Source organism: Brevundimonas poindexterae (assembly GCF_020524625.1).
GTDB lineage: Bacteria > Pseudomonadota > Alphaproteobacteria > Caulobacterales > Caulobacteraceae > Brevundimonas > Brevundimonas poindexterae_A.
In genome coordinates, this window is sequence record NZ_JAIVLL010000001.1 from 1028670 (window position 1) to 1040169 (window position 11500).

12 protein-coding genes are annotated in these 11500 nt (G+C 66.9%); 1 reads left to right on the plus strand and 11 read right to left on the minus strand.

The genetic code is table 11. From position 1 onward, the window contains the following. The first annotated feature begins 15 nt into the window (after window positions 1–15). Window positions 16–1254: a YihY/virulence factor BrkB family protein gene (locus LC068_RS05320; RefSeq protein ID WP_226635129.1), complete on the plus strand. Its 1239-nt coding sequence runs from the start codon at window positions 16–18 to the stop codon at window positions 1252–1254. A gap of 4 nt (window positions 1255–1258) precedes the next feature. Here LC068_RS05320 and LC068_RS05325 read toward each other — a convergent pair whose 3' ends face one another. The 11 genes from LC068_RS05325 to coxB all read right to left on the minus strand — a co-directional run bounded on the left by LC068_RS05325 (window position 1259) and on the right by coxB (window position 11297). Next, entirely contained in the window at window positions 1259–2887 is a 1629-nt protein-coding gene (locus LC068_RS05325) for a putative bifunctional diguanylate cyclase/phosphodiesterase (RefSeq protein ID WP_209117327.1), read from the minus strand. Window positions 2888–2922: 35 nt separating this feature from the next. Beyond that, window positions 2923–3546, minus strand: coding sequence for a GNAT family N-acetyltransferase (locus tag LC068_RS05330; RefSeq protein WP_226635130.1), 624 nt, complete (start codon window positions 3544–3546; stop codon window positions 2923–2925). Between the two features lie 9 nt (window positions 3547–3555). After that, window positions 3556–4887: a M16 family metallopeptidase gene (locus LC068_RS05335; RefSeq protein WP_404825196.1), complete on the minus strand. Its 1332-nt coding sequence runs from the start codon at window positions 4885–4887 to the stop codon at window positions 3556–3558. After that, a complete protein-coding gene (locus LC068_RS05340) occupies window positions 4818–5489 on the minus strand; it encodes an SURF1 family protein (RefSeq protein WP_226635132.1) in 672 nt (223 codons plus the stop codon). Before LC068_RS05340 ends, LC068_RS05335 begins: the two co-directional genes overlap by 70 nt. Further along, a complete protein-coding gene (locus LC068_RS05345; RefSeq protein WP_226635134.1) occupies window positions 5482–5844 on the minus strand; it encodes a DUF983 domain-containing protein in 363 nt (120 codons plus the stop codon). Before LC068_RS05345 ends, LC068_RS05340 begins: the two co-directional genes overlap by 8 nt. A 26-nt stretch (window positions 5845–5870) precedes the next feature. Then, window positions 5871–6767: a cytochrome c oxidase subunit 3 gene (locus LC068_RS05350; RefSeq protein ID WP_226635136.1), complete on the minus strand. Its 897-nt coding sequence runs from the start codon at window positions 6765–6767 to the stop codon at window positions 5871–5873. A 48-nt stretch (window positions 6768–6815) separates the two neighbouring features. Further along, window positions 6816–7379, minus strand: coding sequence for a cytochrome c oxidase assembly protein (locus LC068_RS05355; protein ID WP_226635137.1), 564 nt, complete (start codon window positions 7377–7379; stop codon window positions 6816–6818). Beyond that, window positions 7376–7570: a hypothetical protein gene (locus tag LC068_RS05360; RefSeq protein ID WP_226635139.1), complete on the minus strand. Its 195-nt coding sequence runs from the start codon at window positions 7568–7570 to the stop codon at window positions 7376–7378. Before LC068_RS05360 ends, LC068_RS05355 begins: the two co-directional genes overlap by 4 nt. After that, a complete protein-coding gene (gene cyoE / locus LC068_RS05365; RefSeq protein WP_226635141.1) occupies window positions 7561–8553 on the minus strand; it encodes a heme o synthase in 993 nt (330 codons plus the stop codon). The genes LC068_RS05360 and cyoE overlap by 10 nt, the downstream gene beginning before the upstream one ends. A 104-nt stretch (window positions 8554–8657) precedes the next feature. After that, window positions 8658–10310 (minus strand): cytochrome c oxidase subunit I, encoded by a 1653-nt coding sequence (ctaD, locus tag LC068_RS05370; protein ID WP_226635143.1) that lies wholly within the window; start codon window positions 10308–10310, stop codon window positions 8658–8660. Between the two features lie 24 nt (window positions 10311–10334). After that, complete coding sequence (coxB, locus tag LC068_RS05375; RefSeq protein ID WP_404825188.1) at window positions 10335–11297, minus strand: cytochrome c oxidase subunit II; 963 nt, start codon at window positions 11295–11297, stop codon at window positions 10335–10337. Window positions 11298–11500: the final 203 nt, after the last annotated feature.

Here is an 11500-nt window from a genome sequence, read left to right on the forward strand (position 1 = left end):
GGCCGTTTGCACGGAATGTCCCGACTTCCCCGGAAATCCGAAGGCCCGTCCCTGCCCCTCGCGGGGCTGGCGGCGGCGCTGTTCGGGGGACTGGCGGCCGGGGCGGGCGCGGCCCACCTGCTGCACCGGAAGGGCCACAAGGTCGGGCTGGACATCCGCCGCTACCGGCCCGAACCGGCCGAGCCCGAGCCGCCCTCTCCGGAAGACTATGAGGCCCGTGAGCCCGGACGCGGACGCATCGCGCAGCGGCCCCACCAGATTCCGCGCAAGGGCTGGACCGACATCCTGTGGCGTACAGGGGCCAGCTATTTCGGCGACCGGGTGGGATTCGTGTCGGGCGGCGTGACCTTCTTCGTCCTGCTGTCGCTGTTCCCGACCCTGGCCATGATCGTCACCGTCTACGGACTGTTCGCCAATCCGGAAGACGTCTGGAGCCGGCTGCAATTCCTGTATTCGGTGCTGCCGTCCAATGTTGCGGGCTTCATTGGCGGGGAGATGCAGCGTCTGGCCGAGGATTCCCGCCCCCGCCTGACCCTGACGCTGTTCGGCACCCTGGCCCTGTCGTTGTGGGTCGCGAACAACGGCATCAAGACCCTCTTCTATGGCCTTAACATCGCCTATCACGAGGTCGAGCGCCGCAACCTGATCAAATACAATCTGCTGTGCATGGGCTTCACCATCGCCGGCCTCAGTACCGTGCTGCTGACCGCAGCCCTGGTGGTCGGGGTGCCCATCGTTCTGGGCCCGCTCGGCCTGATGAATGACCTGCAGTATCTGGCGCCGCTCCGCTGGGTGGTGCTGTACGCCCTCTATATCGGCGCCCTGACCGTCATCTATCGCCATGGCCCCTGCCGGGCGCGGGCGCGCTGGCGCTGGCTGACCCCCGGGGCCTTTGTCGCGGCGACGCTCAGCCTCGGCCTGTCCGCCGTGTTCAGCTGGTATCTGCAGACCTTTGTGCGCACCGACAGCTATGGCCCGCTGGCGGCCATGATGGGTTTCCTGCTGTGGACCTGGCTGACGGTGCAGATCATCCTGATGGGCGCCGAGCTGAATGCCGAGATCGAGCACCAGACGGCGGTCGACACCACGGTCGGCGCGCCCGAGCCCATCGGTGAGCGGGGGGCTGTGGTGGCTGACAGTGTGGGGGCCAAGCGCGGCAGTCCGGCGGCCCTCGCCTTCACCCTGAAGCACACCGAGGCCATTTCCGACCGCCTGCTTCGTCGCCGGAACCGCAAACGGCCCCGAAAGCGCTGAGGCGTCAGGCCGAGCGGGCACGAATGGGGGCGGCCCCGTCGGACAGGGACTCGTTCAGATAGACCTCGGCCTCCTGCGCCGGCAGGGCCTGGGCATAGCCGAAGCCCTGTCCGTAGTGGCAGTTGTCCTGTAACAGCAGGGCGGCCAGTTCGGCATTCTCGACCCCTTCAGCCACCACCTCGAGCGACAGGTCGCGACCCAGGTTGACGACCGACCGGACGATCTTGGCCGAGCCCTCGTCGCGATCCATGGTCAACACGAAATAGCGGTCGATCTTGAGCGTATCGAACGGCAGGCGGGCCAGATAGCTGAGCGACGAGAACCCGGTACCAAAGTCGTCGAGCGCCAAGGACGCCCCGACCTCCTTCAGCTTGGACAGGATGACCGCCGCGCTGGCGGTATCGCGCATGATGTCGCCCTCGGTGACCTCAAGCTTCAGCGCCCCGCGCGGCAGGCCGGTCTCCTCGATGATCCGGGCGACGTCCTCGACCAGATTGGGGCGTTCGATCTCGCCGACCGACAGGTTCACGCTGCAGAACAGCTTGCCGGCCAGCGGATGCCGCTTCAGCCATTCGGCCAGCTGGCGGGCGGCCTGGGTCATCATCAGCAGACCCAGCTCGTTCATCAGCCCCATTTCATCGGTGAGCGTCAGGAACTCATCCGGCGGCACCAGTCCGCGCTTGGGGTGGCGCCAGCGGCACAGGGCCTCGAACCCGGCGACGGCGCCGGTCTTGAGATTGACGATGGGCTGGTAGAAGGGCTCGATCTCGCCGCGCACGAAGGCATTGCGCAGGTCCGACTCCAGCGCCAGACGCGACAGGCTGTCGGACTCCAGCGCCCGGCCATAGGCTGCCGCCCCGCCCCGCCCCGCCGACTTGGCCTGTTCGACCGCCAGCTCGACCCGGCGCAGCAGTTCCCCGGCGTCGGAGGCATCCGGCCCGCCCTCGGCGGTCACGGCGCCGATGGAAACAGTCGGATAGATGTCAAAGCCCGCGACACGCAGCGGCTGCTCCAGCGCCTCGCGCAGGCGTCCCGGCACATGGCGCTCGCCCCGACGGACCAGAACCGCGAACTCGTCCTCGCCGATCCGCGCCGGCAGGTCCTCGGCCGAGAAGGCGGCCGCCAGTCGCGATCCCAGCGCCGACAGCACCCGGTCGGCCCGGTCGTGGCCCAGCGCCTCGTTCAGGCGGCGCAGGCGGTCAACGTCGGCGACGACCAGCTCATAGTCCCCGGCCACGGTCAGGGCCTCACCCACGCGGGCAATGAAGGAGCGGCGGTCGAGAAGGCCGGTCAGCGGATCACGCTCGGCCCCGGCGAAGGTGGTTTCGAGCGCGACAACGCCGGCGGCCCTCAGGCCGTCTTCCAGCCACACCCCGCGCCACAGGCAGGTCGGATGATCGCGCATGCGAAGCCGGACGGCGATCTCGGTGCCCTCGGCCTGGGGCTTCAGCAGGGCCTCGGCCAGCGCCCGGTCCTGCGGCATGGCAACGGCGGCAAAGGCGGCGCCCGAACATTCCGGGGCAAGCGGCCCCAGACCCAGCGGCCGGCTAGCGCCCGTGACGCGCAGACTGTCCTCGGACGGAGTCCAGACCCAGAGCGCCGAGTCAGCCGCCGCCAGCGCCTCGATGGCCATCGAGGCATCCCAGGCCAGAACTGACTGCCGTGTGCTCACGCGCCCGATGTGTCCCCATCCGGCGCGGTGGTGGCGCCATCCCCGTGTCGATCATCGACACGTCCGAACAGAAGATGATCTGCCCAAGCGCCGTTAATTTTGAGATAAGCCCGGGCTCTTCCCTCGTGCTCGAAGCCTGATTTTTCCAGCACTTTCCGTGAGGCGATGTTCCACGGAACACAGGCGGCCTCGACCCGGTGGAGCCGCAGATCGTCAAAGGCAAAGGCAACGGCGGCGCGCACAGCGGCGGTGCAATAGCCCCGTCCGGCGAAGGCCTCACCGATCCAGTAGCCGAGCGTGGCCGTCTCGGTCACACCCCGGCGAATGTTGGACAGGGTGACCGCCCCTACCAGCTGCCCCTCCGCCGCCTCGAAGACAAAGAACGGCCAGGCGTGGCCCTGCTCCCGCTCCCGGCCGTACAGGGCCAGACGGCGCCGGAAGGCGGCCCGGGTCAGGTCGTCCTCGGGCCAGGTCGGCTCGAACGGCACCAGATACTCGCGCGACGCCGCCCTGAGCGTCGACCAGGCCTCATAGTCCCCCGGCCTTGGCAGGCGGAGCACGACCCCCTCCGCCTGAACGGTGGGGCCGGACGACTCGCTGATCCAGTCGAGGAGGGCCATGGAACAGACCTAGCCTGTGATGGCGCGCTCGAACAGCAGGCCTGCCGACAGCCCGGCCCTCGGACCCAGTACGGCGGTGGCCGTGCGCCGGGGCTCCAGACACGCGGCGAGGGCGGCCCGCACGGCGGCGGCATCCTGGGCGCTCACCTCCTCGACCATGGCGTCGCTGTCGAGCGTATGGCCGAGCACGCAAATCTGGCCGGCCCAGCGCCCGGCACGGGCCGCCGGGCTTTCGTCGGACATCCGTATGCTGGCGACAGCGACGGCGCGGGCCCGGTTCAGCTCCGTCTCCGTCGGTCCATCGGTTGCCAGCGCCAGCAGGGTCTCGCCGCAGACCTGGGCCAGCTCGCCGGCGCGATCGGCGGCCGCCCCCGCATAGATGCCCAGCACACCACAGTCGGCATAACCCTCGTGCCAGGCGTCGACGGCATAGGCCAGGCCCCGTTCCTCGCGCGCGGTCTGGAACAGGCGCGAGGCCATCCCGCCCCCCAGGATCTCGACCCCCAGCCGCAGAGCCGGTCGACGCGAATCCGCATTGCCGAGCGAGGGGAGCAGGAAGACCAGATTCGACTGCTCGATCCGGCGGGCCAGCCGGGCCTCTCCCCCCTCGAAGCGGGCCGGGGGCATCGGCGTCTCCGACAGCGGCACGCCCTCGCCGAAGGCCCGCTCGACCAGGGCCAGCAGCCGGTCCTCCTCGACCGCCCCCGACACCGACACGACGATGCGATCCGGCCGATACTGCTCGCGGCGGAAGCGTTTCAGCCGTTCCCGGTCGATGGGAGCCAGGGTCTCGACCTGCCCGAGGATGGGCCGTCCCAGCGACTGGTCGGCAAAGGCCCGGGCCTGGGCCATTTCGAACACATGGTCGTCGGGCGTGTCGAAGGCCTCGGCGATTTCCTGGGCGACCACGTCCTTTTCGCGCTCGATCTCGCCGGGCTCGAAGACCGGGTGGAATATCAGATCGGCGATGACCTGCAGGGCGGTTTCGAGGCCATCCGCCATGGCACGGACTTCGAACACGGTGCGCTCATAGCCGGTCGAGGCATTGATCGAGCCGCCACCGCCCTCGATGCGCTCGACGATCTCGCGCGCCGACATCTCGCCTGCCCCCTTGAACACCATATGCTCAAGGAAGTGGGACCAGCCGGACTGCTCCGGGGCTTCGTGACGCGCGCCTGCGGCAACGGCCACACAGACCGCCACGGTCTGGAGCCCGGGAATGGGGTCACAGACGACGCGGACGCCGTTGGAGAGGGTGTGAAGGCGAAGGGTCAGGACGTCAGCTTCCGGCGGAGAAGGACGAGATAGAAAGCCACCAGCGCGATTGCCAGTCCGAACCAGGTCATCGCATAGCCCAGATGGTTGTTCGAGAAGGCAGCGGGCGGCGGCGCGGGCTGAAGTGCCTCGAAGCCGTCGACCGCCCGGGTCTCGGCGTAGAGGGTCAGGTCGCGGTGATTGGCCGGCACGTCCAGCGCTGCCCCGATCGCCTCATTGTCACGCGCATAGAACCGACCGTCTTCCGGAGGCAGGGCCATGGGACCCGGGGCATGGGCCTCTCGCGCCATCGCAGTGACGGTCAGGGGGCCGTCCAGCGTCGGTCGCGCGCTGATGGTCTCCGCGACAAAGCCGAGATCGACGATGTAGCCGGCGCAGGCCGCAATCAGCCTGACCCCGGGCGTGCCGTCATGGATGGATTGCAGCTCGACCGACCGGCGGCCGGCCGTCGCCGGACAGGACAGGGTCACGCGCTCGAACGGCACCGGGGCGCCCTGTGCGAGCGGGCGAGGGTCGGCGGAGGCCGCGGCCTCGGCGCGGGCGATCAGGTCCTCTTTCCACTGCAGACGTTGCACCTGCCAGACCCCGAGGCTGAGCAGCAGGATCAGCGCGAGGCCAGTGGCAATCGTCAGGCCCCAGGGGATGCGACGCATGACGTGTTCAGACATGGGTCTCCTCCGCTGTCTGCGCGTGGCGCATCTGGAGCGCGATCATCAAGCCCTTGCCCGGGCGCATCAGGCCAAAGGACAGGGCCAGCACCAGCGGCACGGCCAGACCCAGCAGCACCCAGACGGGCGGCTGAAAGGCGATCTGGATCGCCAGCGCCAGGAAGGTCGAGATGCCGCCCGAAATCTGCATGATGAAGACGGCGGCGCCGTCGCCCGTGTTCAGCCGGGTGAAGTCCGTGCCGCAGACGGCGCACCGCTCGACCACCTTCAGAAATCCGGCGAACAGCTTGCCCTGCCCGCAACGAGGGCAGCGACAAAGCAAACCGGCGCGGATCGAATCGACCCGCGCCGGCAAGGAAGGATCCGGCTGACGCCGCTCCGTCACCCGAAGATGACGTAGACGAAGGCGAACAGGAACAGCCAGACGACGTCGACGAAGTGCCAGTACCAGGCCGCGGCCTCGAAGCCGAAATGCTTCTGGGGCGACATCTGGCCGGCCATAAGGCGCAGCAGGCAGACGGTCAGGAACAGGGTGCCGATCAGCACGTGGAAGCCGTGGAAGCCGGTCGCCATGAAGAAGATCGACCCGTACAGGCCCGAGTTGGCGGCCGCCTCGTTGAAGAACAGATTCTCGTGGATGATGTGCTGGTACTCATAGGCCTGCACACCGGTGAACAGCACGCCGAGCAGCACGGTGATCAGCAAGCCCAGCTTGGCGCCCTTGCGGTCGCCGACCTGCAGGGCATGGTGCGCCCAGGTAACCGTCGTGCCGCTGAGCAGCAGGATGACGGTGTTCAGCAGCGGCAGTTGCCAGGCGTCGAGGGTCTCGATGCCCTTGGGCGGCCAAAGGCTCGTGCCGTCGGGGTTGGTCCAGGCCGCGGCCGTGTCGGTCCAGAAGCTGATCGCCGGGATGTGGGCGCGCGCCTCGTTGAACACGGACATTTCGAAGAACATCCAGAAGAAGGCGGCGAAGAACATCACTTCCGAGGCGATGAACAGCACCATGCCGTAGCGCAGACCGATCGACACGACCGGGGTATGGTCGCCTTGGCGGCTTTCCTTGATCACATCGCTCCACCAGCCGAACATGGAATAGAGCACGCCCGCCAGACCGGCGAAGAACAGCCACATGGTGCCGGCCTCGAGGCCGAACAGGCCCTTCATCCAGGCCACGGCGCCGACCATCATGACGGTCACGGCGATCGACGAGACCAGCGGCCAGGGGCTGGGATTGACCAGATGATAGTCGTGATGAGGAGCGGCGTGCGCGTCAGCCATTCTGGGGTCTCTTGCTCTCGGATAGACTCGTGACTGGCCCTATAGCGGTCACGATCCCGTCACGCCAGACTCTGACGCAACAGATGAGGGATCAAATCCCTTGGTCGGGTAGAAGGTGTAGCTGAGGGTGATCTGGGTCACGCCCCGGCCCTCGGGATCGGTGGCCAGCTCCGGGGCCACGAAATACTGGACGGGGAAGCGCATGGTCTCCCCCGCCGGGATGACCTGGCCATCAAAGCAGAAGCACTGCAGCTTCTGGAAATAGGCGCCGGCTCGCTCGGGCACGACGTTATAGGCGGCCGTCGCCCCGATCGGCTGGTCCGAAGTGTTGGTCACCTCGAAATAGGCCATGCCGGTCTCGCCGATGCGCACGCGCTGCTGCAGCTGTTCGGCTTTGAAGGTCATGGGCAGGTTACGGACATTGGTGTCGAACCGAACCAGCACCGTCTCGTCGAGAATCACATCGGGGGCGGCCTCGGCCTTGCGGACTGTGCCGTCGAAGCCCGTCACCTGGCAAAACAGCTGGTAGAGGGGCACCGCCGCAAAGGCAGCGCCGGTCATCAGCATGACCACGCCGCCACAGATCAGGGCAATCAGGTTCGAGCGGTTCATGACCGGTCCATCGGCAGCGCCGCCGGGGCTTCGGCGACGGCGGCCGTCTCCAGCGCCTTGCGGGCCTCGATGTTCTGCTTCAGCCGCAGGAAGGTGGTCAGGAAGACCAGCACGATAAAGGCCACCAGTCCCAGCGCAATCCAGAGATTGCGGCGCTTGCGAGCGGTGAGTTCTTCGTCGGTCAGGCGCATGAGGGGCATACCAGCGGGGATGCGGGCAGATTCTCGACCAGCAGGGCCAGGAACAGCAGCATCAGATACAGGATCGAATAGGCGAACAAGTTTCGCGCCGGTTTGGCGTCAATCCGCACGTCGTACAATGCGGCCTCTCGTCCCACGGTCGGGCCTCCGTGGACGCGGTCGGCCTCGGGCTGGTCCCCGGCGCGGCTGCGCCACAGGCGAAAGGCCAGCAGCAGGAACAGAAGCCCGCCCACGACCGACACACCCAGATAGAGCGGCCCGCCCAGATCGGTCAGGCCCGGCACGATGGCGACCGGCACCAGAACCAGGCTGTAGATCAGGATCTGCAGGCGGGTGGAGCGCGCGCCCTTGACCACGGGCATCATCGGAATGCCGGCCCGCGCATAGTCCCCGGCCGAATAGAGCGCCAGCGCCCAGGAATGCGGCGGGGTCCACAGGAAGATGATCAGGAACAGCAGCCAGGCCTGCCAGGGCGCGTCTCCCGTCACGGCCGCCCAGCCGATCACCGGCGGAAAGGCGCCCGCAGCCCCGCCGATGACGATGTTCTGCGGCGTCCGCCGCTTGAGCATCAGGGTGTAGAAGCCCGCGTAATAGACGATGGTCAGGCCCAGCAGACCCGCTGCGACCCAGTTGGTGTTCATGCCCAGCAGCATGACCGAGAACAGCGACAGGATGACCCCGAAGGCGAGGGCGTCGTTCTTGTTGACCCGGCCCGCGGCGACGGGGCGGCCCCGGGTGCGCTTCATCAGGGCGTCGGTCTCACCCTCCAGACCCATGTTGAGGGCGCCGGCGGCCCCTGCCCCCACGGCAATGCACAGCACGGCGATGGCGGCGACCAGCGGGTTGATCGATCCCGGTGCGACCAGCAGGCCCGTGACCGCGGTGAAGATCACCAGCGACATCACGCGCGGCTTCAGCAGCTGGAAATAGTCTCCCGGCTGGGCAGTCGACAATTTGGGCCGGGCGTCGCTCATGGGGATAAGACCAGGGGTCCTTGAAAGACCGGGACCGCCCCCTCGCAAGGAAGGGACGGCCCCGGGACGTCGACTTCAGATCGTCAGGGCCGATGCCCGGTCGATCAGTGGTGATCCTCGTCCTTGACCACCGGCAGTTCGTTGAACTGGTGATGCGGCGGGGGCGACGAGAGGGTCCATTCGAGGGTCGTGGCGCCTTCACCCCAGGGGTTGGCGACGCCCGGACGGCGACGGATGGCGGCTTCGATCAGCATGATCAGGAAGACCACCACGCCCACGACCGTGATGACATAGCCCCACGACGAGACCTGGTTCCACAGGGTGTAGGCGTCCGCATAGTCGATGTAGCGGCGCGGCATGCCCTGCAGGCCGAGGAAGTGCTGCGGGAAGAAGATCACGTTCACGCCGACGAACATGATCCAGAAGTGCGCGGCGCCGAGGAACTCGTTGTACTTCACGCCGAACATCTTCTCGAACCAGTAGTAGAAGCCCGCGAAGATGGCGAACACGGCGCCCAGAGACAGCACATAGTGGAAGTGCGCCACGACGTAGTAGGTGTCGTGCAGGCTGTAATCGATGCCCGCATTGGCCAGCACCACGCCGGTCACGCCGCCGACGGTGAACAGGAAGATGAAGCCAATGGCCCACAGCATGGGCGTCTTGAAGTCCAGCGAACCGCCCCACATGGTCGCGATCCAGCTGAAGATCTTCACCCCTGTCGGCACGGCGATGACCATGGTGGCCGCCACGAAATAGGCGCGCAGGTTCACGGTCATGCCGACGGTGTACATGTGGTGCGCCCACACGACGAAGCCGATGAAGCCGATCGCCACCATGGCGTAGGCCATGGCCAGATAGCCGAACACGGGCTTCTTCGAGAAGGTCGAGACGATGTGGCTGATGATGCCGAAGCCCGGCAGGATCAGGATGTACACCTCGGGGTGACCGAAGAACCAGAACAGGTGCTGGAACATCACCGGATCACCACCGCCGGCAGGATCGAAGAAGCTGGTGCCGAAGTTGCGGTCGGTCAGCAGCATGGTGATGGCTCCGGCCAGAACCGGCAGCGACAGCAGCAGCAGGAAGGCGGTGATCAGCACCGACCAGGCGAACAGCGGCATCCGGTGCAGGGTCATGCCCGGGGCGCGCATGTTGAAGATGGTGGTGATGAAGTTGATGGCGCCGAGGATCGAGCTGGCACCCGCGACGTGCAGCGAGAAGATCGCCAGATCCATGGCCGGGCCGGTGTGGCCGGCGGTCGAGAGCGGCGGATAGATGGTCCAGCCCCCGCCGAAGCCCGTACCCGGGCCGCCATCGACGAACATCGACAGGCACAGCAGCACCCAGGCCGCGACCAGCAGCCAGAACGAGATGTTGTTCATGCGCGGGAAGGCCATGTCGGGCGCGCCGATCATGATCGGCACGAACCAGTTGCCGAAGCCGCCGATCATGGCGGGCATGACCATGAAGAAGATCATGATCAGGGCGTGGGCCGTGACGGTGACGTTATAGCCGTGCTTGGACGCTTCGATCAGGCCCAGCTGATCGACCAGACCGCCCGGCACGAACACCTGCATGCCCGGCTCGGCCAGTTCCCAGCGGATCAGGCCCGACAGGGCGCCGCCGACGATGCCCGCCATGATGGCGAACAGCAGATACAGGGTGCCGATGTCCTTGTGGTTGGTCGACAGGAACCAGCGGGTGAAGAACCCGGGCTTGTGGTCGTGATCGGCGTGGGCGGCGTGTGCGGTGGCCATGGTCGTTTCGGGCTCTCGCGTAACTTATTGAGCGGCGGCGGGGGTGGCCGCCGTATCTTCGGTGGAGGGGGCCTCGGCGGCGGGCACCTCGGCAGCCGGCGCCTCTTCGGCAGCGGCGGCTTCAGCGGCGGCCGCAGCCTCCGCATCGGCAGCAGCCGTCATGGATCCGCCCTTCGAGGCGACCCAGGCGGCGAACTCGGCCTCGGTCACCACGCGGATCTCGATCGGCATGAAGGCGTGATCGACACCGCACAGTTCCGAGCACTGGCCGTAATAGACACCGGTGCGCTCGGCGCGGAACCAGGTCTCATTGGTGCGGCCGGGCACGGCGTCGGTCTTCAGACCAAAGGCCGGCAGGGCGACCGAGTGGATCACGTCCGAGGCCGTGACCAGCAGACGCACGGTCTTGCCGACCGGCACCACCATCGGCTCATCGGCCGCCAGACGGTAGGGCACGTTGCGGGCGAGGGCGTCCTCTTCCGGCAGCATGTTGGAGATATATTCCGACACGGCCTGATCCGGATATTCATAGGCCCAGTTCCACTGGTTGCCGGTCACCTTCACGGTCAGGTCGGGATCGGGCATGTCCTCGTAGTCGTAAAGCAGTCGGAACGAGAACAGGGCGATCACCAGCAGGATCACGACCGGAAGGACCGTCCAGATCACCTCGACCAGGGTGTTGTGGCTCCAGCGAGCCGGCACCGGGTTGGACTTCTTGTTGTAGCGAACCACAACCCAGATCAGCAGGCCCAGCACCAGCAGCACGATGGCGGTGATTACCGGCAGCAGGATCACATTGTGGAACCAGATGGCGTCATGCTTCAGCGGCGACGCTGCGGGCTGCAGGTCGATGCCGCCGGGCGTGGGCTGACCCAGCAGGTCCTGGGCAAGGGCGGGCATGGCCGAAGCCCCCACCATGATCGTGGCGCCGATCGAAGCGGTCACTGCCGCCGTGGCTGCCTTAAGGGCGCGAATGCCCGATGCCATCGCAGACGTCCTCATCTCAAACTTTCCTACGAGCGATCTGCGAACGGATCGCAGACGCACCCGGCCCCTCGGGCGTAGTGTGATGGGCGGTCCTTATCCCCCTGTTTCGCGATTGCCAAGCGACGGAGACGTATCAAAGCCGCTCCATGACGCCGCACCCGGAAATTAAATCGTCTTCATGTTTTGCAAGCTACCTTGCACTG